Raw genomic sequence first — 26,048 nt, 5'->3', positions numbered from 1 at the left:
GGGTGGGAGTGAGGCTGTTTTTAGTGCTGCAGGATTTTCTCAAGGAAGTGCTGCGCGCGCTCGGAGCGGGCGCTGATGTCGCCGAAGAACTCTTCCTTCGGGCAGTCTTCGATGATCTTGCCGGCGTCCATGAAGATCACGCGGTCGGCCACTTTGCGGGCAAAGCCCATTTCGTGGGTGACACACATCATGGTCATGCCTTCCTGGGCCAGTTGCACCATCACGTCCAGTACTTCGTTGACCATTTCCGGGTCGAGGGCCGAGGTCGGTTCGTCGAACAGCATGACGATCGGGTCCATGGCCAGGGCGCGGGCAATCGCCACACGTTGCTGCTGGCCACCGGAAAGCTGGCCCGGGTGCTTGTGGGCGTGCGCCGACAGGCCGACGCGCTCAAGCAGTTGCAGGCCTTTCTTGGTGGCTTCTTCCTTGCTGCGGCCGAGCACCTTGATCTGTGCGATGGTCAGGTTTTCGGTGATGGTCAGGTGCGGGAACAGCTCGAAGTGCTGGAACACCATGCCCACGCGCGAACGCAGTTTCGGCAGGTTGGTCTTCGGGTCGGCGATGGAGGTGCCGTCGACGATCACGTCACCTTTCTGGAACGGTTCCAGCGCGTTGACGCACTTGATCAGGGTGGACTTGCCCGAGCCCGATGGCCCGCACACCACGATCACTTCGCCTTTTTTAACCTCGGTGCTGCAATCGGTCAGCACCTGGAAGTCGCCATACCACTTGTTGATGTTCTTGATAGAGATCATACGGCAAACCTTTTTTGCAGACGCTTGACCAGCAGCGAGGCGGAAAAGCTGATGATGAAGTAGACGACACCGGCGAAGATCAGGAACTCATTGGAGCGCCCGATGATGTCGCCGTTGGAGCGGGCGGAGTTGAGGAAGTCCACCAGGCCCACGGTGTAGACCAGCGAGGTGTCCTGGAACAGGATGATCGACTGTTGCAGCAGCAACGGGGTCATCTTGCGGAACGCCTGGGGCAGGATGATCAGGCGCATGGTCTGGCCATAGGTCATGCCCATCGCTTGTGCCGCCGCCATCTGGCCCTTGGGGATCGACTGCACGCCGGCCCGCACGATCTCACAGAAGTACGCGGCTTCGAACATCATGAACGCCACGACGCAGGAGGTGAACGCACCGATCGGCGTGTCTTCGCCGGTGATCCAGCGCAACACGAACGGCACCGCCAGGTAGAACCAGGTGATCACCAGCAGCAGCGGGATCGAGCGGAAGTAGTTCACATAGGCGCCGGCCACCCGGGACAGCAGTTTGCTGGACGACAGGCGCATCAGTGCCAGGATCGTACCCAGCGCGATACCGCCGATCACGCCCATGACCATCAGCTTCAAGGTCATGACCATGCCGTTCCACAGGCCCGGGATGGCGGGGATGATGCCGCTGAAATCGAGTTCCATTATTTACCCCCCACGGAGATCAGGCCGGGCACTGCGACTTTCTTCTCGACCACGCGCATCAGCAGCATCAGGCTCATGTTCAGGGTGAAGTAGATCAGCGTGGCCAGGGTGAAGGCTTCAAACAGGTTGGCCGAGAACTCGGCGGTCTGTTTGGTTTGCGCCAGCAGTTCCATCAGGCCGATCAAGGACGCCACGGAGGAGTTCTTGAAGACGTTGAGGAATTCCGAGGTAAGCGGCGGAATGATGATCCGGTAGGCCTGGGGCAGCAGCACGTTCCAGTAGATCTGCGGCAACTTGAAGCCCATGGCACGTGCAGCGGCCTCTTGGCCCCGTGGCAGCGCCTGGATACCGGTACGCACTTGCTCGCACACACGGGCAGCGGTGAACAGGCCCAGGCACACGACAACGCTCAGGTAGGCCGAGGTGGTCGGGTTGAGGTCCTGTTTGTACCAGTCCTGCAGGTTCTGCGGCAGCAGGTCGGGTATCAGGAAGTACCAGATGAACAGCTGCACCAGCAGCGGCACGTTACGAAACAGTTCCACGTAGCAGGTCGCGATGCCCGATACGAGGCGGTTTGGCACAGTGCGCATGACCCCCAGAATGGAGCCCAGCAGCAAGGCGATAATCCATGCCACGACAGCGATGGCGATGGTCCAGCCCAGGCCGGCGATGTACCAGTCGAGATAAGTCTCGCTGCCCACGCCGGTGGACTTGAAGAACACGCCCCAGTCCCAGTTGTAATTCATTAGGGTCTCCCCTCGAGATCGATCGATGTACAAGCACCCGCTTGGGGAAAGTCCATTCCCGCCTGGCGATGAACGCCAGGCACACGCGATCGGCTCGAAAACCGCCCGGTCGAGTGTTCCAAAGTATAGCCAGCAGGTAGTAACAGACGCCTGAGGGAGGGTTGGCTCCCTCAGGCGATAAGGTTAGTCAGGAATCAGATTTTTACTTCAGGCGCCGGCTTGTCGGTCGGGTTCTTGATCAGTTCCTTAACCTTGTCGCTCATTGGGAAGTTCAGGTTCAGGTTTTTTGGTGGGATCGGGCTTTCGAACCACTTGGCGTAGATCTTGTTGATTTCGCCGGACTTGTACAGGCCAACGATGGCGTCATCCACCGCTTTCTTGAAGGCAGGGTCTTCTTTGCGAACCATGCACGCGTAGGCTTCGAAGGACTGTGGAGTACCGGTGATGACCCAGTCATCCGGCTTCTTGGCCTTGGCTTCTTCACCGGCCAGCAGGGCGTCGTCCATCATGAAGGCTACGGCACGGCCGCTTTCCAGCATCTGGAAGGACTCGCCATGGTCTTTGGCGGAGATGACGTTCATGCCCATCTGCTTGTCAGCGTTCATCGCCTTGATGATGCGCTCGGACGTGGTGCCGGCGGTGGTCACGACGTTCTTGCCTTTCAGGTCGGCGAAGTCGGCGTAGCTAGGCTTGCCTTCCTTGTCTTTCTTGACCAGCAGGCGAGTGCCGATTTCGAAGATGTTGGTGGTGAAGGCGACTTGCTGGGCGCGTTCGGCGTTGTTGGTGGTGGAACCGCACTCGATGTCGACGGTGCCGTTCTGAACCAGCGGAATACGGGTCTGCGAGGTGACCAGGTTGTACTTGGCCTGCAGATCGGGTTTGTTCAGGTCTTTTTTCAGGGCTTCGACGATGGCCAGCTGAATGTCGTGGGAGTAGCCCACAGGTTTGCCCGAACCATCCGCAATGTAGGAAAACGGAATGGAGCTGTCGCGGTGCCCGAGGGTGATGGTGCCGGAGTCGTTGATTTTCTTCAGTGTGCCGGTGAGTTCGGCGGCAAAGACTGGAGTGCTGATCAGAGCAGCAGCGATAGCTGCGCCCAGGATATGGGGAACGATGCGCATCAATACTTCCTCGACATTTGTTTTTTTTATGAAGCCGGCTAGACGGCTCTCTTGTACAGCGAATGCCCGTGACGGCTCCTGAAGCGTCCCAGGCAATCGTCTGGGAGTGTAGAGCATGAGTCGTGCCAGACCGAAAATAAAAGCTTAACAAGTTGATTTATATGATGATTAATTTTGTATGACGACAAATATGTAACCGTTTGATCCGGTAAACCGAATAGGCTTGCCTGTGGCGTTCGGAAAACCGAATGCCAGGCGCTATAAAAAAGCCCCTGGGCCTTACGGCGCAGGGGCTTTTGTGCGATGGGCCTGTCAGGCCGCTTCGATCTTGCTGCGGGTCTGCTCAACCTTGGACAGGTAGCGTTGCACGTTATCCTGTTCCTGTGGGGTGGTGAACAGGCCGAGTTTGGTCCGGCGCCATAGCACGTCCTGGGGCTGGGTTACCCATTCCTCGGCACACAGGTAATCGACCTCGCGGGTGTAGAGGCCGCCGCCCAAATGTTCACCCAGGTCAGCCAGCGACTGCACGCCTTCGAGCAGGCGCCAGGTGCGGCTGCCATAGGTGGTGGACCAGCGGCGCGCGATCTCGCTCGGCAACCAGTCGAACTTGCTGCCAATGGCCTCGGCCAGGGCTTCTGGGGTGGTCATGTCCTCGCCGCCGGGCAGGCTGGCGGTGGCGGTCCAGCTGGGACGCATCTGCGTGAAGTACGGGGCCAGTTGCGCCATCGCCGATTCGGCGAGCTTGCGGTAGGTGGTCAGCTTGCCGCCGAACACCGACAGGATCGGCGCCTCGCCCGTACCACCGGACAGCGACAGGGTGTAGTCACGGGTGATGGCCGACGGGTTGTCCGACTCGTCGTTGCACAGTGGGCGCACACCCGAGTAGGTGTGGACGATGTCGTCGCGGCTCAGCTGTTTCTTGAAGTGCGCGTTGACCACCTTGAGCATGTAGTCGGTTTCACCTTCGGTGATCGCCACTTTCGCCGGGTCGCCGGTGTATTCGCGGTCGGTGGTGCCGATGATGGTCAGGTGGTTCAGGTACGGAATGGTGAAGACGATGCGCTGGTCTTCGTTCTGTAGGATGTGCGCGTGGGCGCCTTCATACAGCTTCGGCACGATCAGGTGGCTGCCCTGGATCAGGCGGATACCGTAGGGCGAGTCCAGCTTCAGGTCGTCCTTGATGAACTTGGCGACCCACGGGCCGGCGGCGTTCACCAGGGCGCGGGCACGGATCGAGAACAGGCTGCCATCGGCGCGTTCCATGTTCATGTCCCACATGCCATTGCTGCGATGGGCACTGATGCAGCGGGTCTGGGTATGGATGTGCGCACCCTTTTCACGGGCCGCCATGGCGTTGAGGACGACCAGGCGGGCGTCGTCGACCCAGCAGTCGGAGTATTCGAAGCCTTTGGTGATTTCGCTTTTCAGCGGGCTGTCAGGGCCGAACTTGAGGCTCTTGGAGCCGGCGAGTTTCTCGCGCTTGCCCAGGTGGTCATAGAGGAACAGGCCGGCACGGATCATCCACGCCGGGCGCAGGTGGGGGCGGTGTGGCAGGACGAAGCGCATCTGCTTGACGATGTGCGGGGCCTTGGCCAGCAGCACTTCACGTTCAGCCAGGGCTTCGCGTACCAGGCGGAATTCGTAATGTTCGAGGTAGCGCAGGCCGCCGTGGATCAGTTTGCTGCTGGCGGAGGAGGTGTGGCTGGCCAGGTCGTCCTTTTCGCAAAGGAATACCGACAAACCGCGACCGGCTGCGTCTGCTGCAATGCCGACGCCGTTGATCCCGCCACCGATTACGGCAACGTCATAGACTTCGGCAAGCGGTGGAGCAGGCAAGGTAGAAGGGTTCATCGACTGGCCTCGGGAGCTTTTTCGTATTGGAATTCGAACATTAATGTTCATTTGCGAAAATGGTAGCTGATAAACGTGGGCACAGCCAGCCGACTTCGATTGAAAAAACTCATCGAAGGGCGGGAAAAGGAAAATTTGTGAACATAAGCCTGGGCAAGGCTCGAGAAAAAGGCGCTGGATAAATCGCCATCGGGGGCTTGCCCCGATGGCTTCAGTGCAGACGCTATACGACTTCCAGGCGAACCTTGTGCTGGTTCAACAACTGCACCAAGGCTGGCACCGGCTCCTGATCCGTCACCAGGCAGTCCACCAGGCTGATCGGCCCCAGTCGAATCATGGCATTGCGCCCGAATTTGCTGGAGTCCGCCGCCAGGATCACCTGGCGTGCATTGGCGATGATCGCCTGGGAAACCCGGACTTCCTGGTAGTCGAAGTCCAGCAGGCTGCCGTCCTCGTCGATACCGCTGATACCCACCAGCGCGAAGTCGACCTTGAACTGGTTGATAAAGTCGACACTGGCCTGGCCCACCACGCCGCCGTCACGGCGCACATTACCGCCCGTCAGCAATACATCGAAGTCGTCCTTGGCGCTGAGCATGGTGGCGACGTTGAGGTTGTTGGTGATGATTTTCAGGTGGTTGTGGTTGAGCAGCGCACGGGCAATGGATTCCGTGGTGGTGCCGATATTGATGAACAACGAGGCGTGATCGGGAATTTGTGCCGCGATGGCTTCGCCGATGCGTTGTTTCTCATCGCGCATCTGGTCGGCACGCATGGCGTACGCGGTGTTCTCGACACTCGAGTCATAGGCCGCGCCGCCGTGGTAGCGGCGCAGCAGATTGGCGTCCGCCAGCTGGTTGATGTCGCGGCGGATGGTTTGCGGGGTGACAACGAATAGCTGCGCCATTTCCTCGATACTGACGTAGCCGCGTTCGCGGACCAGTTCGAGGATTTGCTGCTGGCGGGGAGGCAGATTCATGGGGCGTCCTTTGGGCTGCCATACAAAAGTGGCCCATGATGACGCAGGAATCTGCTCCCTGCCAGTTACAACCCGATATGGGGCCGGCGCATGGCTTATTCGGCGCCTTCGTGGGGTTCCCAGTCGCGGGTGCGGCTCACCGCTTTTTGCCAGCCGGCGTAGAGTTTCTCCTTGGCGGCTTCTTCCAGCTGCGGTTCGAATTCGCGCTCGATCACGGCCTTGCCGCGCAGCTCGTCGAGGCTGCCCCAGAAGCCGCAGGCCAGACCGGCCAGGTAGGCGGCGCCGAGTGCAGTGGTTTCGCGCATTTGCGGGCGCTCGACCTGGGTGCCGAGGATATCGGCCTGGAATTGCATCAGGAAGTTGTTGGCCACCGCACCGCCGTCCACACGCAGGGCCTTGAGGCGTTCGCCCGAGTCCTGTTGCATGGCGTCGAGCACGTCGCGGGTCTGGTAGGCAATCGACTCCAGGGCGGCACGAATAATGTGATCCACGCGTACGCCGCGGGTCAGGCCAAACAGTGCGCCACGGGCATACGGGTCCCAGTAGGGGGCGCCCAGGCCGGTGAAGGCCGGGACCAGGTACACGCCATTGCTGTCCTTGACCTTGCCGGCGAAGTATTCGGTGTCAGTGGCATCGGCGATGATTTTCAGCTCGTCACGCAGCCATTGCACGGTGGAGCCACCGTTGAACACCGCGCCTTCCAGCGCATAGGCCACTTCGCCACGGGGGCCGCAGGCGATGGTGGTGAGCATGCCGTGCTTGGACTTGACCGCTTTGTCGCCGGTATTCATCAGCAGGAAGCAGCCGGTGCCGTAGGTGTTCTTGGCCTGGCCGGCCTCAACGCACATCTGGCCGAACAGTGCCGCTTGCTGGTCACCGGCGATACCGCCGATGGCGATGCCGCTTTTGGTGCGGCCGTAGATCTCGGAGGAAGACTTCACTTCCGGCAGCATTTCCCGCGGAACGTCGAGGATCTCCAGCATCTTCGCATCCCACTCCAGGGTGTGGATGTTGAAGAGCATGGTGCGCGAGGCGTTGGTGTAGTCGGTGACGTGGGTTTTGCCGCCGGTAAATTTCCAGATCAGCCAGCTGTCGATAGTGCCGAACAGCAACTCGCCGTTGCGCGCACGCTCGCGGCTGCCTTCGACGTTATCGAGGATCCACTTGAGCTTGGTGCCGGAGAAGTACGGGTCGGTGACCAGGCCGGTGGTGTCGTTAATGTATTGCTCGTGGCCGTCGCGCTTGAGCTGCTGGCAGATTTCGGTGCTGCGGCGGCACTGCCAGACGATGGCGTTGTAGATCGGGCGGCCGGTGACCTTATCCCAGACCACGGTGGTTTCACGCTGGTTGGTGATGCCGATGGCGGCGACCTGGTCATGGTGCAGGCCGGCCTGTGCCAGGGCCTCGACCATCACCGCGCTCTGGGTGGCGAAGATTTCCATCGGGTCATGTTCGACCCAGCCGGCTTGCGGGTAGTGCTGGGTGAATTCACGTTGGGCGGTGCAGACCACGTTGGCGTCGCGATCGAAGATGATTGCCCGGGAACTGGTGGTGCCCTGATCAAGGGCAATGATGTAGTTCTTATTCTCGATGTCGGTCATGTCAATTGCCTTGGACGAAATAAGGAAGTCAGAAATCAGCCGGGGCCGCATAGGGCAGGGGACCAGGCTGGCGCTTTCAGGAAATACGAGTCTTGCCGTTGACAGCCGTGTCAGTTGTTTCCGCTATAGCAGGTGCGGCGCTCGGCAAGTGGCGGGCAATCAGCCCGCGATAGGCCGCAGCACCGAGGCATGCGCCGACAATCGGCGCGAAAATCGGAACCAGGAAGTAAGGAATATCGCGGCCGCCAGTAAAGGCCATTTCACCCCAGCCAGCGAAAAAGGTCATCAGCTTGGGCCCGAAATCCCGCGCCGGGTTCATCGCAAAGCCGGTCAGCGGGCCCATGGCACTGCCGATGACCGCAATCAGCAGGCCGATCAACAGTGGCGCCAGCGGGCCGCGCGGCAGGCCGTTGTTGTCATCGGTGAGGGCCATGATCACGCCCATCAGGATCGCGGTAATGATCATTTCCACCAGGAAGGCCTGCGCCGTGCTCAGCAGTGCATGGGGGTAGGTGGAGAACACCGAGGCCAATTCCAGGCTGGCCTGGGTGCCGCGTACCAGATGGTGGGTTTGTTCGTAATCGAAAAAGAGATTGCTATAGAGCGTGTACACCAGCGCCGCCGAGCAGAAGGCACCGGCGATTTGGGCCAGGATGTAGAACGGCAGTTTGCGCTTGTCGAAGTCGGCAAAAATACACAGGGCGATACTGACCGCCGGGTTGAGGTGGGCCCCGGAAATACCGGCGCTCAGGTAGATCGCCATGCTGACGCCGATCCCCCAGATGATGCTGATTTCCCACAACCCGAAGCTGGCACCCGCGACCTTGAGCGCAGCAACGCAGCCTGTACCGAAGAAGATCAGCAGCGCAGTCCCCAGGAACTCGGCCATGCATTGGCTTGAAAGTGAAGGCTGTTGAAGAGCAGTTGTCATGGAAAACCTCGATTGTTGTTCTTGTCTGGCGCACTGCCTCAACGGACGGTTGCGCGATTTTCACCGTGACAGGATCCCCATCCAAGACACGGCTTACTGCTGGAACGCTGCAGGTGTATTCCTACAGTATTCGGAAACGAAAAAATATAGACAAGAATGACGGCTGTCAAAGGTCGAAAGTGAACTGTCGGTCACTTTCCAACTATTGGTTTGATGAATGATCACGCTCGCCACGTTAAGTATTGTGGACGGGGAGGGCGGACTAGAGCGTTTTATGCGGGCTTGGCCTAGAATTGGCCGTCTGTTTGCCACGCTCGGAGAGGTCATGACCCCCGCATTGGATTTGTTGAAAAAAGTTCGCGCCGAACATCGCGTCCACAGTTATGAACACGACCCCAAGGCGGCCTCCTATGGCCTGGAGGCCGCAGAGAAATTGGGCCTCGACCCGGCGCAGGTGTTCAAGACCTTGTTGGCCAGCAGTGAAAAAGGCGAATTATTGGTGGCTGTGGTGCCGGTCGTCGGAAGTCTGGACCTCAAGGCCCTGGCTCATGCGGCGGGTGTGAAAAAAGTCGAAATGGCTGATCCGGCAGCGGCGCAGCGTTCCACCGGTTACCTGCTGGGAGGCATCAGCCCACTGGGGCAGAAGAAGCGGCTGCGCACATTTATCGATGTAACGGCGCAGCCGTTCGCGACAATTTTTGTGAGTGCGGGGAGGCGCGGGCTGGAAGTGGAGTTGTCCGCCGCGGTGCTGGCGGAACATACCCAGGCCAAATTCGCAGAAATTGGCCGGGTGTAATCCCGATATGCTGGAGAATCAATGTGGGAGGGGGCTTGCCTCTCCCACACGTTGATCATTGACTCAGCCAGCCGGGCTGTAGCGCCGTACGCCGGATTCGGCGTGAGGAACCTGCGCCGCGACGCTGCCTGAGGCCTGGAACAGCACCAGATGCTCCGCGGCCACGCGAATGCCCACTTGTGCGCCCACCTGATGGTCGGCATGGCTGGGGAAAATCGACTCCAACTGCGCACCCGTCGGCAGTTGTAGGCGGTACAGGGTTGATGCGCCGAGGAAGGTCTTGCCGACGATCCGCGCTTTCAAGGCACTGTCCGGCGCGTAGACGATGTCGTCCGGGCGCAGCAAGACGTCCACGGCACCCCCCGTAGGCCAGGTGTAGGCGCGGTTTCCGCGCAGGTCGCCCAGTTCGGTGTGGACGGACTCGGGCGAACTCAACTGGCCACGAATGAAATAACCCTGGCCGATAAAGCTGGCGACATACGGCGTCAGGGGTTCGTGATAGAGGTTGTAGGGGGTATCCCACTGCTCCAGGCGCCCTTCCTTGAACACTCCGACGTGATCACTCACAGCGAACGCCTCTTCCTGGTCATGGGTGACCAGGATCGCACTGGTGCCCCGTGCCTTGAGGATGTCGCGTACCTCGTGGCTGAGCTTGCGCCGCAGTTCGCCGTCGAGGTTGGAGAACGGTTCGTCCAGCAGCAACAGTTGTGGCTCCGGCGCCAGGGCGCGGGCGAGGGCGACGCGTTGTTGCTGGCCACCCGACAGTTCGTGGGGGAAGCGCTTGCCCAGGTTCTTGAGGTTGACCAGCTCCAGCAGTTCGGCGACCACACGGTCTTTTTGCGGGTGTTTGCGAATGCCGAAGGCGATGTTGTCGGCCACGCTGAGGTGGGGAAACAGTGCGTAGTCCTGGAACACCATGCCGATACGACGTTTCTCCGGCGCCAGGGTAAAACCGGCGCTGGAGATCACTTCGCCCGCGAGGCTGATTTCGCCTTCGTGCACCGGCTCAAAACCGGCAATCGCGCGCAAGGTCGTGGTTTTGCCACAGCCCGAAGAACCCAGCAGGCAACCGATATCGCCCGCGTTGAGGTGCAGATTGAGGTTCTGCACCACCCGTTGATCCTGGTAGCCGCATGCCAGATTGCGCAAGTTCAGCAGTAATGGCTGGCTCATGCGTGGTGGTACGCCGGTTCGACGAGGAATTCGAGCAGGGCTTTTTGCGCGTGCAGGCGGTTCTCTGCCTGGTCCCAGGCCACGGAGCGTGGGTCATCGAGCAGGTCGAGGCTGATTTCTTCACCCCGGTGGGCGGGCAGGCAGTGCATGAACAGCACGTCCGGCGCGGCCATGTCGAGCAGGGCGCGGGTCACCTGGAAGGGCGCGAACAGGGCCAGGCGCTTGGCGGTTTCGTCTTCCTGGCCCATGGAGGTCCAGACGTCGGTGCTGACCAGGTGGGCGCCGATCGCTGCATCCTTTGGATCGCGCAGGATCTGCACACGGCCATCGGCCTTGGCCAGGAACTCGGCGGCCGGTTCGAAGCCTTCCGGGCAGGCGATGCGCAGGTGGAAGTCGAACTGAATCGCCGCTTCTATATAGCTGTTGCACATGTTGTTGCCGTCACCGATCCAGGCCACGGTCTTGCCCTGGATCGAGCCACGGTGCTCAAGGAAGGTCTGCATGTCGGCCAGCAACTGGCATGGGTGCAGGTCATCGGACAGGCCGTTGATTACCGGCACGCGCGAGTTGGCGGCGAATTCGGTCAGGGTGCTGTGGGCGAAGGTACGGATCATCACCGCATCGAGCATTCGCGACATGACGATCGCGCAGTCGCTGATCGGCTCGCCACGGCCCAGTTGGGTGTCACGCGGCGACAGGAAGATGGCCTGGCCACCCAGCTGGATCATGCCCGCTTCGAACGACAGGCGAGTGCGGGTCGACGACTTCTCGAAAATCATCCCGAGCACGCGGTTTTTCAAAGGCTCGAACAGTACGCCGCGGTTACGCAGGTCTTTAAGCTCAATGCCTCGACGGATCACGCTGACCAGCTCTTCGGGCGTGCAATCCATCAGGGAGAGAAAGTGCCTTGCGCTCATCATTAACTACCTTTTTGCAACAGACCGCAGATACTCAAAGCCTTGTTTATTGTGACAACGGGCGAGACCTGCGGCGAAAGCCGCACGGGGCGACGAAATAGGGGAAGGCGCGATCTTATAATTAAATGTCGCGTCTTACCAATAGGGCTACGGTTTTATGGGTGTTCAAGAAGGGCGCAAGAGCGCATTCGAAGACGGTTTCCAGACAGCAGCAGGTCATTTGTACACTGGCCTCGCAACCATTTGCAATGTGCAGGGGCGGGCCCAGGCCGGGCTGTGTCGGTTTTAGACGTGGGTTACAGGCTCTGTAACATTTGCTCATGTTTGCTCATGGCCTGGCCTGATGGCTATCGATTCACAGGGCGAACGATGCTGGTGCCTGTCATGGTCACGGCCCATAGTCAGGCCAAAGCCCAATAAAGAGACTGGCCATGACCAAGACTCTCCACCACCGTGCGTGCCACCTGTGTGAAGCCATTTGTGGCCTGACCCTGGAAACCACCCAAGCCGAAGACGGCAGCCTGGCGATCACCTCGATCAAGGGCGACACGCTGGACAGCTTCAGTCGCGGCCATATCTGCCCCAAGGCCGTGGCATTGCAGGACATACAGAATGATCCTGACCGCCTGCACCAGCCCATGTTGCGGGTGGGCAGCGAATGGCAGCCAATCCCGTGGGATGAGGCGTTTGCCCTGGTCGCCGAGCGGCTGGCGGGCATCCAGGCGCGGCATGGACAGAATGCAGTGGCGGTGTATCAGGGCAACCCCAGCGTGCACAACTATGGGCTGATGACCCACAGCAACTACTTCCTCGGCCAGCTCAAGACGCGCAACCGATTTTCTGCCACCTCCGTAGACCAGTTGCCCCATCACCTCACCAGCCACCTCATGTACGGCCACGGCCTGTTGCTGCCGATTCCGGACATCGACCACACCGACTTCATGCTGATCCTGGGCGGCAACCCGCTGGCCTCCAACGGCAGCATCATGACCGTGCCCGATGTGGAGAAGCGTCTCAAGGCTATCCAGGCCCGGGGTGGCAAGGTGGTGGTGGTCGATCCTCGGCGCAGTGAGACGGCGGCGATCGCTGATCAGCATCTGTTCGTGCGGCCTGGCGGGGATGCGGCGTTGCTGTTCGGGGTACTCAACACACTGTTCACCGAGAACCTGACGCGTGACAGTCATTTGCCGGTAGAGGGCCTTGAGGATGTGCGCCGTGCGATCCTCGGCTTTACCGCCGAAGCCATGAGCCGCCAGTGTGCCGTACCCGCCGGGCAGATTCGCCAGTTGGCACGGGATTTCGCTGCTGCGGATAAAGCGGTGTGCTACGGGCGCATGGGGGTGTCGACCCAGGCGTTCGGTACGCTGTGTCATTGGCTGGTGCAGTTGATCAACCTGGTCACTGGCAACCTCGACCGCGAAGGCGGTGCGTTATGCACCAGTCCGGCAGTGGACTTGGTCGCGTCCACCGGTGGCGGGCATTTCAATCGCTGGCAGAGTCGCGTGTCCGGGCGCCCGGAGTACGGCGGCGAGTTGCCAGTGTCTGTATTGGCCGAAGAAATGCTCACCGGCGGCGAAGGACAGGTCCGCGCGCTGGTGACGGTGGCGGGCAACCCGGTGTTGTCGACCCCCAATGGCCGCCAGTTGGAGCAGGCCCTGGACGGCTTGGAGTTCATGGTCAGCATCGACCTCTATATCAACGAGACCACGCGTTATGCCGATCTGATCCTGCCGTCCACTTCGGCGCTGGAAAACGACCACTACGACACCACGTTCAACATGTTCGCCGTGCGCAATGTCACCCGTTTCAATCGCGCGATCCTGCCCAAGCCTGAGGGGGCGTTGCATGACTGGGAGATCTTCGTCGGCCTGGCCACGGCATTCGCTGTGCACACCGGTATGGCGCTCAAGCCCACCATGCCGCCTGCGCAAATGATCGACTTCGGCCTGCGCGCCGGCGCTTATGGTGATGCGTCGAGCCATCAGTTGTCGGTGGCGAAGCTGGCGGACCATCCCCATGGCATGGACCTGGGGCCGCTCAAGCCAAATCTCGCCGCGCGGTTGAAAACCGTGGATGGCAAGGTGCAGGCGGCACCGGCAGTGATTCTGGCGGATCTGGCGCGCTTTGCGGCGCAGCCGATGCCTGTGGCTGACGAGTTGCTGCTGATCGGCCGTCGCCATGTGCGCAGTAATAATTCCTGGATGCATAACTATCACCGGCTGGTGAAGGGCAAGCCTCGGCACCAGTTGCATATGCATCCCGATGACCTGGCCAGTCGCCAGTTGGCAGATGGGCAGTGGGTGCGCGTCAGTTCACGTATCGGCATGATCGAGGTGGAGGTGGTCGCCAGCCTGGACATGATGCCCGGCGTGGTCAGCCTGCCCCATGGTTGGGGTCACGGCCGTCCGGGGGTGCAGATGAGCATCGCCAGCGAGCAACCGGGGGCGAGCGCGAATGACTTGACCGACGAGCGGCAATTGGATGAGTTGTCGGGCAATGCGGCCTTGAATGGCGTACCTGTCCAAGTCGCTGCCGCATAAGGAGCCCGAGCACCGCGTTGGAATTTTGCGTTACAATGCGCCACCGTGCCGACCTGTGAGTCGCAAAGTTCCAGCCGAGGTGTTCCATGGATATCATCGAAACGATCAAAGAGCAGATTGCCAACAACACCATTCTGCTTTACATGAAGGGCGCACCTAACGCTCCTCAGTGCGGTTTCTCCGCGAAGGCTTCCCAGGCTGTTATGCAGTGTGGCGAGAAGTTCGCTTACGTGGATATCCTGCAAAACCCGGAAATCCGCGCCAACCTGCCGAAGTACGCCAACTGGCCTACCTTCCCGCAACTGTGGGTAGCCGGCGAGCTGGTCGGCGGTAGCGATATCATCACCGAAATGGCAGCTGATGGTTCGTTGCAGGCGTTGATCAAAGATGCAGCAGCAAACGCGGCGGCTAAGACCGACGCTTGATTCGCCTGTAATAAAAAGCCCCGCTTCTCGTGAGAGAGCGGGGCTTTTTTGTACCTAGCGACGGGATTATTCGCCCATCTGCGATTGCAGGTAGTTTTCCAGGCTGACTTTATCGATCAGGCCCAGTTGGGTTTCCAGCCAGTCGATATGTTCTTCCTGGTCTTCCAGGATGTCTTCCAGCAGTTCGCGGCTGCCGAAGTCGCCCTTGGTCTCGCAATGTGCAATGGCGGCCTTGAGGTCGCTGTGGCTCTTGCGTTCAAAGCCCAGGTCGCTGCTGATCATTTCCTGGGTGTGCTCGCCGATGTTCAGCTTGCCCAGGTCCTGTACGTTCGGCAGGCCTTCGAGGAACAGGATGCGCTTGATCAGCGCGTCGGCGTCCTTCATGGCCTTGATGGATTCTTTGTATTCACGCTTGCCAAGCTTTTCCAGGCCCCAATCGTCGTACATGCGCGCATGCAGGAAGTACTGATTGATCGCGACCAGTTCATTGGCAAGGATTTTGTTGAGTTGCTGGATGACTGAGATGTCGCCTTTCATGACTGGGGTCCTGCCCTGTAGTAGCTGTGTATAAGGCGGAGTTTGAGCGGCGAAAACCCTAGTGTCAAACCTAAGTTATTGAATAATAAATGAAAATTAATCGGAATAAGAATGTTTGTGTTCCGCGTCTTAGCGCTAACTAATTGAATTACAGGCATAAAAAAACCGGACACTCGGTCCGGTTCTTCAAAACACGCCTATTTAGGCGTGTGTAAATTCTGCTGAGTAGGGAACAGCGGCCTGTGCTGTTTGCAGCTGCGTCAGGGTTTCCCGTACCACTTGCTTGGCGAGGCAAGCACATTTACCACATTGACTGGCAACGCCGGTGGTTTCACGCACTTCCTTGTAGCTGCAGCAACCTTCATAGATTGCTTCGCGGATTTGTCCGTCGGTGACGCCGGTACACAGGCACACATACATAAGGGAGAACCGTCGCGGGTTTAAGGCTTAAGTGCGATGGATCTTAATGTTAACGAGAATGATTGTCAAAGTAGATTCGTAGGGTATTGGCCTGCACCGCCCTCACGCTGACGAACGGTTTTTTCAGTGTATGATGGTCGGTCTTCACGAAGCGTGACTGCGTCACAGGGCTGTCGCTTGAATGCGGCAGACTCAAGGCCGGTCCTTTTACTTCAATCGTCACCCTTACATCAGGAGATACCCAATGAGCGTACTCGTCGGCAAACAAGCCCCGGATTTCGACGTACCTGCCGTGCTCGGCAATGGCGAAATCGTTGACAGCTTCAAACTGTCTGAAGCCATCAAAGGCAAATACGGCCTGGTGTTCTTCTACCCGCTGGACTTCACCTTCGTCTGCCCTTCGGAGCTGATCGCTCTGGACCACCGCATGGACGATTTCAAGGCGCGTAACGTTGAAGTGGTTGCCGTTTCCATCGACTCCCATTTCACCCACAACGCCTGGCGCAACACGGCCATCAACGATGGCGGCATCGGCAAAGTCAAATACACCATGGCTGCCGACATGAAGCACGACATCGCCAAGGCCTACGACGTTGAGTCCGAAGGTGGCGTGGCTTTCCGTGGCGCGTTCCTGATCGATGACAAGGGCGTTGTGCGCTCCCAGATCATCAACGACCTGCCGCTGGGCCGTAACATGGAAGAGCTGATCCGCCTGGTCGACGCCCTGCAATTCCACGAAGAGCACGGCGAAGTCTGCCCTGCCAACTGGAAAAAAGGCGACAAAGGCATGAACGCTTCGCCTGAAGGCGTTGCGGCTTACCTGACCGAGAACGCTGGCAAGCTGTAAGCCGGATTCGCGGGACAAAAAAACCGGCCTGAGAAGGCCGGTTTTTTCATGCGCGGGATTTGACCTCAGTCGCCGAAGTCTTCCCAGCCGCCCATCTGCTTCCAGCGGTTGACGATGCCGCAGAACAGCTCGGCGGTCTTCTCGGTGTCGTAGCGGGCCGAGTGGGCTTCGCGACCGTCGAAGTCGATGCCGGCCGCCTGGCAGGCCTTGGCCAAGACGGTCTGGCCATAGGCCAGGCCAGCAAGGGTGGCGGTGTCGAAACTGGAGAACGGGTGGAACGGATTGCGCTTCATGTCCAGCCGCGTCACGGCGGCGTTGAGGAAGCCCAGGTCGAAGCTGCTGTTATGCCCGACCAGGATCGCGCGCTTGCAGCCGTTGGCCTTCAAGGCCTTGCGTACGCCACGGAAGATATCGGTGAGTGCCGCCTCTTCGCTGACGGCCATGCGCAGGGGGTGATCCAGCTTGATCCCGGTAAACTCCAGGGCTGCCGCTTCGATATTGGCACCTTCAAACGGCTCGACGCGGAAGAAGTGGGTGTGCTCCGGATACACAAAGCCCTGTTCGTCCATGCCGATAGTGGTTGCGGCGATTTCCAGCAGTGCATCGGTGGCGCAATTGAAGCCGCCGGTTTCTACGTCGACAACGACAGGCAGGTAGCCGCGGAAACGTTCGGCCATCGGGTGGCGCGAACCACCACCGCCACCGTGTTCCTGGTCGTCATCGTAATGGTCTTCACTCACTTGCTTTCCTCCAGCAGGCGCCAGCGCAGTGTTTCACCGGCGCGCAGCGGGATAACGGTCAGCTCGCCAAATGGCAGGCTGGCGGGGGCAGTCCAGTCTTCACGGACCAGGGTGATACGGTCGGTATTCGCCGGCAGGCCATAGAATCGCGGGCCATTGAGGCTGGCGAAACCTTCGAGTTTATCCAGGGCGTTGCGCTGTTCGAACGCTTCGGCATACAACTCGATGGCGGCAAACGCGGTGTAGCAACCGGCACAACCGCACGCGGCTTCCTTGGCGTGCTGGGCGTGGGGCGCAGAGTCGGTGCCGAGGAAGAACTTCGGATTACCGCTGGTCGCGGCATCCAGCAAGGCCACCTGGTGGGTGTTGCGCTTGAGGATCGGCAGGCAATAGAAGTGCGGCCGAATCCCGCCCACCAGCATGTGGTTGCGGTTGTACAGCAGGTGATGGGCGGTGATGGTTGCGCCGACGTTGGCCGAGGCCTCGGTGACGAACTGCACGGCATCGGCCGTGGTGATGTGCTCGAACACCACCTTGAGGGTCGGGAACAGCTCGACCACGCGGCGCATGTGCTCGTCGATGAAGATTTTCTCGCGATCGAACACGTCCACGTCGCCACGGGTGACTTCACCGTGGATCAGCAGCGGCATGCCGACTTCGGCCATGGCTTCGATGGCCGGCAGGATCTTGTCGATGCTGGTCACGCCGGAATCGGAGTTGGTGGTCGCACCGGCCGGGTACAGCTTGGCGGCGTGCACGAAACCGCTGGCCTTGGCCTGGCGAATTTCTTCGGGCTGGGTACGGTCGGTGAGGTAGAGCACCATCAACGGTTCGAAGCGGCTGCCGGCCGGCCGTGCAGCGAGGATGCGCTGGCGATAGGCGTCGGCTTCGGCGGCATTACGCACCGGTGGTACCAGGTTAGGCATGATGATGGCGCGGCCAAACGTACGCGCTACATCGGCCACGGTTTGGGGCAACGCAGCACCATCGCGAAGATGAATATGCCAGTCGTCGGGACGCAGCAGGGTCAGGCGGTCGGACATTGGGGATTCCAGGCGGGTCAATCTGGTGGGAATGCTACCGGAAAAGACTCTTGCAGGCACTCGCTATCAAGTTTTGCAGGATGCATCCGATAGCCTTTCGTATGCCTTATCGATGTATGACGCTTTGAAGTGTTGTAGAAACCAGTGGAGCCTCCCGTGCGCCAGCATTATCTAGCCCTGCTCAGTGTGTTCGCCAGCCTGCCTGCTATGGCCCTCACGTTCCAGACACGTCTGGAGAATATTGAGTGGAAGGTAGAGGGGGACAAGTTCGAGTGCCGCCTGAGCCAACCGATCACCGACTTCGGTTCGGGTGAGTTCGTGCGCCGGGCCGGCGAGCAGGCGACGTTTCGTCTGAAAGCCTATAACGGGTCGCTGGGCGCAGGGTCGGCCACCTTATTGGCCGCCGCAGCCCCCTGGCAGCCCGGTCGGGGTGACATCAATCTCGGCGCCGTACGTGCCGGTAGCGGTGATGTGCTGTTCAACAGCTCTCAGGCCCAGGCCGGGCGTCTCTTCAACGGTTTGCTCGATGGACGCTCGCCCACTGTGCGGCACTATGGACGTGAGGGTGGCTATTCGGAGATTCGCCTGCTGCCGGTGAAATTCAACAAGGCCTACAGCGACTATCAACTGTGCACCGCCAAGTTGCTGCCGATGAATTACGATCAGGTCAAGCAGACCGAAGTGGGCTTCCCCGGTGGCGGCATCGAGCTGGACGCTGCGGCAAAGCAGAAGCTGGCGGTGATTCTCGAATTCATGAAGGCGGACCCTACCGTCAACCATATCGAATTGAACGGCCACTCGGACAACAGCGGCAATCGCCTGAGCAACCGTGATGTTTCACGCCGTCGTGCGCTGGCGGTGATGGACTACTTCAAGGCCAACGGTATTCCTGAGTCTCAGATCACCCTGCGGTTCCATGGTGAAAGCTACCCCTTGGCGCCCAACACCACTGCCGCCAACCGGGCCCGTAACCGCCGTGTGAATATTCAGCTCGAACGCGTGGCTGCCCCTGAGAAACCGGCCCCCCAGGCCACGGGGCCGAGCAACCCGGCACACACCTCCTGAAGTGCGACCATCGGTCGCTCGCTCGACATAATCTGTCGCTTTATCTTCATTTGCTGTCGCGCCCCTGTAAATCCACGGTTTTGATCGGTAGAATCGACGCCTTTCCGTACAACCCCGTGGAGTGATGGCATGGCCGACGTAAACAAGGTCGTTCTCGCGTATTCCGGCGGCCTGGACACTTCGGTGATCCTCAAGTGGCTGCAGGATACTTATAACTGTGAAGTGGTGACCTTCACCGCTGACCTGGGTCAGGGCGAAGAGGTCGAACCTGCACGTGCCAAGGCGCAAGCCATGGGCGTGAAAGAGATCTACATTGACGACCTGCGCGAAGAATTCGTCCGCGATTTCGTCTTCCCGATGTTTCGCGCCAACACTGTCTACGAAGGCGAGTACCTGCTGGGTACTTCCATCGCACGTCCGCTGATCGCCAAGCGCCTGATCGAAATCGCCAACGAAACCGGCGCTGATGCCATTTCCCATGGCGCCACCGGCAAGGGCAACGACCAGGTGCGTTTCGAACTGGGTGCCTACGCGCTCAAGCCCGGCGTGAAAGTGATTGCCCCCTGGCGTGAATGGGACCTGCTGTCCCGTGAAAAGCTGATGGATTACGCTGAAAAGCACGCGATCCCGATCGAGCGTCATGGCAAGAAAAAGTCCCCGTACTCGATGGACGCCAACCTGCTGCACATCTCCTATGAAGGCGGCGTGCTGGAAGACACCTGGACCGAGCACGAAGAAGACATGTGGAAATGGACCGTCTCCCCGGAGAACGCTCCAGACAAGCCGCAATACCTGGAACTGACCTACCGTAATGGCGACATCGTCGCGCTGGACGGCGTCGAAATGACCCCGGCCACCGTATTGGCGACGCTGAACCGTATCGGTGGCGAACACGGCATCGGTCGCCTCGACATCGTCGAGAACCGCTATGTGGGCATGAAGTCCCGTGGCTGCTACGAAACCCCGGGCGGCACCATCATGCTGCGTGCCCACCGCGCCATCGAGTCCATCACCCTGGACCGTGAAGTGGCTCACCTCAAAGACGAGCTGATGCCCAAGTACGCCAGCCTGATCTATACCGGCTACTGGTGGAGCCCTGAGCGTCTGATGCTGCAACAGATGATCGATGCTTCCCAGGCCCACGTGAATGGCGTTGTGCGTCTGAAGTTGTACAAGGGCAATGTGATCGTTACCGGCCGTAAGTCGGATGACTCGCTGTTCGACGCCAACATCGCCACTTTCGAAGAAGATGGCGGCGCCTACAACCAGGCCGACGCAGCGGGCTTTATCAAGTTGAATGCATTACGCATGCGCATTGCTGCCAACAAAGGTCGTTCGTTGTTCTGAGTGTCAAGCCGGTTGTAAAAATGGCCCCTTGTTCAAGGGGCCATTTTTTTGTCTTGAATTCTTGATTAAGTCCACTTTCTTTAAACTTGTTTAATCAGTGTTTTTGATGATGGGGACGCTGGTTTTTTGTCGGGGGAATGTTTTTTATCATTTGTGTAGGAACCAGTCTTACAGATAATTCACTCATGTAGGTGCGAGGAGTATGTAAGAAGCCAAAAATTCTGTAGGAAATAAGGATGTAAGTAAATATGTTAAATGGAACTGAAACTACCGATTTTTCTCTGCCAGCTCCGCTACCTGCAGTCGACAGGCAAGGGGCATTTCCTGATAGTTGCGTGCGGCACGTTTACCTTATCCCCTGGGGGGGCTGGAAATTTCACTCAAAATATGTGAGGTCCCGGAAAGTTCTGAAGGGCCTCATAAAACTGGAAACATCTGTATCGGTGTTTTTTTGTAGGGCGTTTCCTTTATCTCTGTGGGTTGGGTCTCTGCTTGCTGTTGCTCGGGGGGGAACGCTATGCCAACTAGGAAACGACTAGGCTATTGTGTTTGCTCTAAATAATTCGAACAGCGAAATTGGACTTTCTCATGAATAAAGTGCTGATCGTAGATGATCATCCCGTCATTCGTCTTGCTGTGCGTATGCTAATGGAGCGTCATGGTTATGAGGTCGTTGCAGAGACCAATAACGGTGTCGATGCGTTGCAACTTGCGCGGGAGCATATGCCGGACATTGTCATACTGGATATTGGGATTCCCAAGCTCGATGGCCTGGAAGTTATTTGCCGACTTTCGTCTACCAAGCAGGCTGTCCCGTTCAAGGTCCTGGTGCTCACCTCCCAGGCTCCAGGTCACTTTTCGATGCGTTGCATGCAGGCGGGTGCTGCTGGCTATGTGTGCAAGCAACAGGACCTGACTGAATTGCTCAGCGCGATCAAGGCGGTGTTGTCGGGCTACAGCTATTTCCCAAACCAGGCACTCAACTCGGTACGCTCCACCATGGGCAATGCCAGTGAGGCCGATATGGTCGAGCGTCTGTCCGGCCGGGAGATGATGGTGTTGCAGCAGTTGGCCCGGGGCAGGACCAACAAGGAGATTGCCGACGGTATGTTTCTCAGCAACAAGACCGTCAGCACCTACAAGACTCGTCTGCTGCTCAAGCTCAATGCCCGCTCTCTCGTGGACTTGATCGAGCTGGCCCAGCGTAACGGCTTGGTATAGGTGAGGGCACAGCACTGCGCATAGGCCGCACAACCGGCAGAAAAAAGCCTCCGACAGGGAGGCTTCCGGCCGTCGACCGCTTGATCAGAGGTCGAAGTCGTAGTCGGCCAGTTGTTTTTGCAAGCGTCGTTCTTCCAGAAGGTTGTCGATAGTACGGCGTTTGCTCAGATTGGTCTTGGCGACCTCCGCCACAGGTGCTTCCACGCCATCGTCCTCCGATTCAACGAGGTCGTCTTCCACATCCAACTGTTCTTTGTCAGTGCTCATAACGTTAACTCCGGAGTAAGACTGCCGTTGGCGCTCCTTATAACGATAATCCATGAATGGGTAAAAAAGATTTTTTCAATCGACTGATCGAGAAAACCAATGAACCCTCAATCGTCCGACGTCTTGTCCTTGTATTCGCACAGGTCTTCAATGCGGCAGCTGCCGCAGCGCGGCTTGCGGGCCTGGCAAACATAGCGTCCGTGCAGGATCAGCCAATGGTGGGAGTCAAGCAGGTACGGTTTGGGCACGAACTTCATGAGCTGCTTTTCCACTTCGACCACGTTCTTGCCGCGGGCTATTCCGGTTCGATTACTGACCCGAAAAATATGGGTATCCACGGCCATGGTGAGTTGCCTGAATGCGGTGTTGAGCACCACGTTAGCGGTTTTACGGCCCACCCCCGGCAGGGCTTCCAGTGCTTCGCGGGTTTCTGGCACTTCGCTATTGTGCCGTTCTATCAGCAAGCGGCAGGTCTCGATGACATTCTTGGCCTTGCTGTTGTAGAGGCCGATGGTCTTGATGTACTCCGATAACCCGTCCACGCCCAGGGCGTAAATCGCCTCTGGCGTGTTTGCCACGGGATACAGCCTGGCCGTGGCCTTGTTGACGCCGACGTCCGTGGATTGGGCCGACAGGATCACTGCAATCAGTAACTCGAACGGCGAGGAGTAGGCCAGTTCGGTCTTGGGTTCCGGATTGTCTTCGTGAAGCCTGCGAAAAATTTCCAGGCGTTTTGCGGCGTTCATGGGGCGGAAGGTTCCTTTCGGGCAGTCAGCGTAGTTTCGAATAGTGGGTCCAGGCCTGGAGTCCTGCGAGCAGGACAACCCGACGATATCAATGTGGTGTCGGCGATGGACTGTAACAACCCCCAGGATTATCAGTCATGTGCCATGGGCGTCTACTTGGCGCTGCGCATCATCGAGCTTGTGTTGCGCGTCGGCTAATTGTTGCGGATCCGCCTGTTGGTCGAGGGCTTTCTTCAACTCGGCCCGGCGCATCGCCAATTGGATTTTGGCGCGCTTGAGGTCGGCGTTGTTGACGGCAGGCAGCGGTGTCGCGGGTGTGTGATGCTGGCCCAGGGCTGCCAACGCCTGCTCCGCTGCCTCGAACTGCTGTTGCAGGGCGATCAGTTGGGATTGTTGTTCAAAGGTCGGCGGGTGCCCAAAAGCCTGCAAGGATTTGTGCAATTGGGCGCGGCTCATGGCCACATTGATCTTGGCTTTTTTCACCTCCGCATCCTGGGCGGCTCGCGCTGCGTCAAGTGGCAAAGGGGGAGTTGGTGCTGAACGCTGAGGCCGCGCCACACGTTGGGCAATCCTGTGCTCTTCTTCCCGTTGCAGGCGCGCATTGCGTTGTTCAAAGCGTTGCCGGGCACGGTCGCGCTTGAAATCTCGTTCACGGCGTTCGTTTTCGTTCGCTGCCAGGCCGCCGACGATCGGCAGCCCTGTGACCAGTGGGCGTAACTCAATGCAGTCGACGGGGCAGGGCGCGACGCACAGGTCGCAACCGGTGCACTCATCGATGATAACGGTGTGCATCAACTTGGCGGCGCCGACAATCGCGTCCACCGGGCAGGCCTGGATGCATTTGGTGCAGCCGATGCACTCGGCCTCGCGGATGTAGGCGACCTGGGCCGGGGCGTCGCCACGGCTGGTATCCAGCTCCAGAATGGGTACACGCAGTAATAGCGCGAGGCCGGTGATCGTCTCCTGTCCTCCGGGTGGGCATTTGTTGATTGCCTCGCCCCGGGCGATACCCTCGGCGTAAGGCTTGCAGCCCGGGTGCCCACACTTGCCGCATTGTGTCTGCGGCAGCAGCGCGTCGATACGTTGAATCAGATTCATGGAGTGATCATTGGCGTGCCGGTTGAACAAACAGGGTTTGATTATCCGGCAAGCGAGAAGGGGGGACTAGTTGAAAAGCCCCGTCGCCGAAACGACAGGGCTGTTTTGCAGCGCTTACTTGATACGTTGACCCGGCTTGGCGCCGCTGTCAGGGCTCAGCAGGTAGATCTCTTCGCCGCCAGGGCCCGCCGCCATCACCATGCCTTCGGAGATACCGAACTTCATTTTTCGCGGCTTGAGGTTGGCAATCATCATGGTCAGGCGACCATTGAGCTTGGACGGGTCCGGATAGGCGCTCTTGATTCCGGAGAACACGTTGCGTTGTTCGTCACCAATATCCAGGGTCAGGCGCAGCAGTTTGTCGGCCCCTTCCACGGCTTCGGCCTTGATGATCAGTGCCACGCGCAGGTCCACGGCAGCAAAAGCGTCAAAGTCGATTTCCGGGGAAAGCGGGTCCTTGGTCAGCTCGCCGTTACCGGCCGGTTTCGATTCGCCGGTATCGGTCTGGCTGGCGGCCAGGTCTTCTTTCGAGGCGTCGGTCATGGCCTGGACCTTGACGGGGTCGATCCGGGTCATCAGAGGCTTGAATTCATTCAACTGATGGTTGCTGAGCAACGTGGCGTGGTCGTTCCAGGTGAGCGGGGCGACATTGAGGAACGCCTCGGCGTCGGCGGCCAGCAATGGCAGCACGGGCTTGAGGAAGATCACCAACTGGCGGAACAGGTTGACGCCGGTGGCGCAGATCGCCTGGACCTCAGCCTGCTTGCCTTCCTGCTTGTTCAGCGACCATGGCGCCTTGTCGGCGATCCAGGCGTTGGCGCGGTCGGCCAGGCCCATGATCTCGCGCATGGCACGGGCAAAGTCACGGGCTTCATAGGCGTCGGCGATGCTTGGCGCGGCAGCCAGGAACGCGTCGGTCAGTTCCGGCGCGGCGTTCTCGGCCACCAGCAGGCCGGCGTTGCCCTTGTGGATAAAACCGGCGCAGCGGCTGGCGATGTTGACCACCTTGCCGACCAGGTCCGAGTTGACCTTCTGGACGAAGTCTTCCAGGTTCAGGTCCAGGTCGTCGACGCCACGGCCCAGCTTGGAGGCGTAGTAGTAGCGCAGGTATTCCGGCGACAGGTGGTCCAGGTAGGTGCGTGCCTTGATAAAGGTGCCACGGGACTTGGACATCTTCTGGCCGTTGACCGTCAGGTAGCCGTGTACGGCGATACCGGTTGGCTTGCGGTAGCCCGAACCTTCGAGCATCGCTGGCCAGAACAGGGCGTGGAAGTTGACGATGTCCTTGCCGATGAAGTGGTACAGCTCGGCGGTGGAGTCCTTGCCCCAGAACGCATCGAAGTCCAGCTCCGGCGTACGGTCGCAGAGGTTCTTGAAGCTGGCCATGTAGCCGATCGGCGCGTCCAGCCACACGTAGAAGTATTTGCCGGGCTCGCCAGGGATCTCGAAGCCGAAGTACGGCGCATCGCGGGAGATATCCCACTGTTGCAGGCCTGCATCCAGCCATTCGGCGATCTTGTTGGCCACGGCGTCCTGCAGGGTGCCGCTGCGGGTCCAGGTTTGCAGCATCTGCTGGAAATCCGGAAGCTTGAAGAAGAAGTGCTGGGAATCCTTGAGTACCGGGATGGCGCCGGAGATAGCCGAGCGCGGGTTCTTCAGGTCAGTCGGTGCGTAGGTGGCACCGCACTTCTCGCAGTTGTCGCCGTACTGGTCTTCAGTGCCGCATTTCGGGCAGGTGCCCTTGATGAAGCGGTCGGCCAGGAACATTTTCTTTTCCGGGTCGAAATACTGCGTGATCGAGCGCGTGGCAATGTGCCCGGCGTCCTTCAAGCGCAGGTAGATCTGGCTCGACAGCTCGCGGTTTTCGGCGGAGTGGGTCGAGTGGAAATTGTCGAAATCCACCAGGAACTCGGCAAAGTCGGCGCTGTGTTCAGCCTGCACATTGGCGATCAGTTGTTCCGGGGTGATGCCTTCCTTTTCGGCGCGCAGCATGATGGCCGAACCGTGGGCGTCGTCCGCGCAGACATAGATGCATTGATTGCCGCGATGCTTCTGGAAGCGCACCCACATATCGGTCTGGATGTACTCAAGCATATGGCCAAGATGGATGGAACCATTGGCATAGGGCAGGGCGCTGGTGACGAGGATCTTGCGTGGCTCGGACATGGGGCTCGGCTACTTGATGAAACGGAGGTCGGCCACTATAAAGCGCCG

25 protein-coding genes are annotated in these 26,048 nt (G+C 59.2%); 7 read left to right on the top strand and 18 right to left on the bottom strand.

Features of this window, described 5'->3' with window-relative positions; genetic code table 11:
* Positions 1 to 20: 20 nt before the first annotated feature.
* From V3W40_RS02860 to V3W40_RS02825, 8 genes are all read right to left on the bottom strand, one after another.
* Positions 21 to 755, bottom strand: coding sequence for an amino acid ABC transporter ATP-binding protein (locus V3W40_RS02860; protein WP_065926530.1), 735 nt, complete (start codon positions 753 to 755; stop codon positions 21 to 23).
* On the bottom strand, positions 752 to 1,423 hold the full coding sequence (locus V3W40_RS02855; protein ID WP_027604601.1) for an amino acid ABC transporter permease: 672 nt from the start codon (positions 1,421 to 1,423) through the stop codon (positions 752 to 754). Before V3W40_RS02855 ends, V3W40_RS02860 begins: the two co-directional genes overlap by 4 nt.
* Positions 1,423 to 2,169 carry an amino acid ABC transporter permease gene (locus tag V3W40_RS02850; protein WP_024073702.1) on the bottom strand — a complete coding sequence of 249 codons (747 nt, stop codon included), beginning with the start codon at positions 2,167 to 2,169 and terminating at the stop codon, positions 1,423 to 1,425. Before V3W40_RS02850 ends, V3W40_RS02855 begins: the two co-directional genes overlap by 1 nt.
* A 194-nt stretch (positions 2,170 to 2,363) precedes the next feature.
* On the bottom strand, positions 2,364 to 3,290 hold the full coding sequence (locus V3W40_RS02845) for a glutamate/aspartate ABC transporter substrate-binding protein (protein WP_027604600.1): 927 nt from the start codon (positions 3,288 to 3,290) through the stop codon (positions 2,364 to 2,366).
* 312 nt (positions 3,291 to 3,602) lie between these two features.
* Complete coding sequence (gene glpD / locus V3W40_RS02840; protein WP_027604599.1) at positions 3,603 to 5,141, bottom strand: glycerol-3-phosphate dehydrogenase; 1,539 nt, start codon at positions 5,139 to 5,141, stop codon at positions 3,603 to 3,605.
* A gap of 223 nt (positions 5,142 to 5,364) precedes the next feature.
* A complete protein-coding gene (locus V3W40_RS02835) occupies positions 5,365 to 6,120 on the bottom strand; it encodes a DeoR/GlpR family transcriptional regulator (RefSeq protein ID WP_027604598.1) in 756 nt (251 codons plus the stop codon).
* Between the two features lie 95 nt (positions 6,121 to 6,215).
* Positions 6,216 to 7,721, bottom strand: a complete 1,506-nt coding sequence (gene glpK, locus V3W40_RS02830) for a glycerol kinase GlpK (RefSeq protein ID WP_065926529.1) — start codon at positions 7,719 to 7,721, stop codon at positions 6,216 to 6,218.
* Between the two features lie 76 nt (positions 7,722 to 7,797).
* The gene (locus tag V3W40_RS02825) at positions 7,798 to 8,652 is read right to left on the bottom strand and encodes an MIP/aquaporin family protein (protein ID WP_074844064.1); all 855 of its coding nucleotides are present in this window, start codon (positions 8,650 to 8,652) and stop codon (positions 7,798 to 7,800) included.
* 325 nt (positions 8,653 to 8,977) lie between these two features.
* Here V3W40_RS02825 and ybaK point away from each other — a divergent pair, with 325 nt between their 5' ends.
* Complete coding sequence (gene ybaK / locus V3W40_RS02820) at positions 8,978 to 9,448, top strand: Cys-tRNA(Pro) deacylase (protein ID WP_065926528.1); 471 nt, start codon at positions 8,978 to 8,980, stop codon at positions 9,446 to 9,448.
* Between the two features lie 63 nt (positions 9,449 to 9,511).
* Here ybaK and V3W40_RS02815 read toward each other — a convergent pair whose 3' ends face one another.
* Complete coding sequence (locus V3W40_RS02815) at positions 9,512 to 10,621, bottom strand: ABC transporter ATP-binding protein (protein ID WP_065926527.1); 1,110 nt, start codon at positions 10,619 to 10,621, stop codon at positions 9,512 to 9,514.
* Positions 10,618 to 11,538: an ornithine carbamoyltransferase gene (argF, locus tag V3W40_RS02810; RefSeq protein WP_027604593.1), complete on the bottom strand. Its 921-nt coding sequence runs from the start codon at positions 11,536 to 11,538 to the stop codon at positions 10,618 to 10,620. The genes V3W40_RS02815 and argF overlap by 4 nt, the downstream gene beginning before the upstream one ends.
* A 431-nt stretch (positions 11,539 to 11,969) precedes the next feature.
* Between argF and V3W40_RS02805 the strand changes: the two genes are divergently transcribed.
* Together V3W40_RS02805 and grxD are read left to right on the top strand one after the other, a co-directional pair.
* Positions 11,970 to 14,078, top strand: a complete 2,109-nt coding sequence (locus tag V3W40_RS02805) for a molybdopterin oxidoreductase family protein (RefSeq protein ID WP_330214402.1) — start codon at positions 11,970 to 11,972, stop codon at positions 14,076 to 14,078.
* Between the two features lie 86 nt (positions 14,079 to 14,164).
* On the top strand, positions 14,165 to 14,503 hold the full coding sequence (grxD, locus tag V3W40_RS02800; RefSeq protein WP_027604591.1) for a Grx4 family monothiol glutaredoxin: 339 nt from the start codon (positions 14,165 to 14,167) through the stop codon (positions 14,501 to 14,503).
* A 66-nt stretch (positions 14,504 to 14,569) separates the two neighbouring features.
* Here grxD and bfr read toward each other — a convergent pair whose 3' ends face one another.
* Together bfr and V3W40_RS02790 are read right to left on the bottom strand one after the other, a co-directional pair.
* Entirely contained in the window at positions 14,570 to 15,040 is a 471-nt protein-coding gene (gene bfr, locus V3W40_RS02795) for a bacterioferritin (protein ID WP_012722487.1), read from the bottom strand.
* 201 nt (positions 15,041 to 15,241) lie between these two features.
* Positions 15,242 to 15,460, bottom strand: a complete 219-nt coding sequence (locus V3W40_RS02790; protein WP_074844072.1) for a bacterioferritin-associated ferredoxin — start codon at positions 15,458 to 15,460, stop codon at positions 15,242 to 15,244.
* Positions 15,461 to 15,704: 244 nt separating this feature from the next.
* Here V3W40_RS02790 and V3W40_RS02785 point away from each other — a divergent pair, with 244 nt between their 5' ends.
* Entirely contained in the window at positions 15,705 to 16,307 is a 603-nt protein-coding gene (locus V3W40_RS02785; RefSeq protein ID WP_003172097.1) for a peroxiredoxin, read from the top strand.
* 65 nt (positions 16,308 to 16,372) lie between these two features.
* On the opposite strand, the gene rnt is transcribed toward V3W40_RS02785, so the two are convergent.
* The gene (gene rnt / locus V3W40_RS02780; protein ID WP_027604590.1) at positions 16,373 to 17,047 is read right to left on the bottom strand and encodes a ribonuclease T; all 675 of its coding nucleotides are present in this window, start codon (positions 17,045 to 17,047) and stop codon (positions 16,373 to 16,375) included.
* A complete protein-coding gene (pyrC, locus tag V3W40_RS02775) occupies positions 17,044 to 18,090 on the bottom strand; it encodes a dihydroorotase (RefSeq protein WP_027604589.1) in 1,047 nt (348 codons plus the stop codon). The genes rnt and pyrC overlap by 4 nt, the downstream gene beginning before the upstream one ends.
* A 156-nt stretch (positions 18,091 to 18,246) precedes the next feature.
* Here pyrC and V3W40_RS02770 point away from each other — a divergent pair, with 156 nt between their 5' ends.
* The 3 genes from V3W40_RS02770 (at position 18,247) to V3W40_RS02760 (ending at position 21,723) form a co-directional block, all read left to right on the top strand.
* Complete coding sequence (locus V3W40_RS02770) at positions 18,247 to 19,155, top strand: flagellar protein MotY (protein ID WP_092356347.1); 909 nt, start codon at positions 18,247 to 18,249, stop codon at positions 19,153 to 19,155.
* A 129-nt stretch (positions 19,156 to 19,284) separates the two neighbouring features.
* A complete protein-coding gene (locus tag V3W40_RS02765) occupies positions 19,285 to 20,502 on the top strand; it encodes an argininosuccinate synthase (protein ID WP_012722490.1) in 1,218 nt (405 codons plus the stop codon).
* Positions 20,503 to 21,090: 588 nt separating this feature from the next.
* Positions 21,091 to 21,723, top strand: coding sequence for a response regulator transcription factor (locus V3W40_RS02760; protein WP_027604587.1), 633 nt, complete (start codon positions 21,091 to 21,093; stop codon positions 21,721 to 21,723).
* An 84-nt stretch (positions 21,724 to 21,807) separates the two neighbouring features.
* Here V3W40_RS02760 and V3W40_RS02755 read toward each other — a convergent pair whose 3' ends face one another.
* The 4 genes from V3W40_RS02755 to metG all read right to left on the bottom strand — a co-directional run bounded on the left by V3W40_RS02755 (position 21,808) and on the right by metG (position 26,000).
* Positions 21,808 to 21,990: a PA3496 family putative envelope integrity protein gene (locus V3W40_RS02755; protein WP_027604586.1), complete on the bottom strand. Its 183-nt coding sequence runs from the start codon at positions 21,988 to 21,990 to the stop codon at positions 21,808 to 21,810.
* 107 nt (positions 21,991 to 22,097) lie between these two features.
* The gene (gene nth, locus V3W40_RS02750; RefSeq protein WP_027604585.1) at positions 22,098 to 22,736 is read right to left on the bottom strand and encodes an endonuclease III; all 639 of its coding nucleotides are present in this window, start codon (positions 22,734 to 22,736) and stop codon (positions 22,098 to 22,100) included.
* A gap of 135 nt (positions 22,737 to 22,871) precedes the next feature.
* Positions 22,872 to 23,834 carry an electron transport complex subunit RsxB gene (gene rsxB / locus V3W40_RS02745; RefSeq protein ID WP_065926524.1) on the bottom strand — a complete coding sequence of 321 codons (963 nt, stop codon included), beginning with the start codon at positions 23,832 to 23,834 and terminating at the stop codon, positions 22,872 to 22,874.
* A 114-nt stretch (positions 23,835 to 23,948) separates the two neighbouring features.
* Positions 23,949 to 26,000 (bottom strand): methionine--tRNA ligase, encoded by a 2,052-nt coding sequence (metG, locus tag V3W40_RS02740; RefSeq protein ID WP_330214401.1) that lies wholly within the window; start codon positions 25,998 to 26,000, stop codon positions 23,949 to 23,951.
* Positions 26,001 to 26,048 lie beyond the last annotated feature (48 nt).

The sequence above is a fragment of the Pseudomonas sp. AM8 genome (assembly GCF_036346475.1).
GTDB lineage: Bacteria > Pseudomonadota > Gammaproteobacteria > Pseudomonadales > Pseudomonadaceae > Aquipseudomonas > Aquipseudomonas marginalis.
The sequence above is the reverse complement of the archived record's forward strand: the minus strand, read 5'-3'. Positions and strand labels throughout refer to the sequence as shown.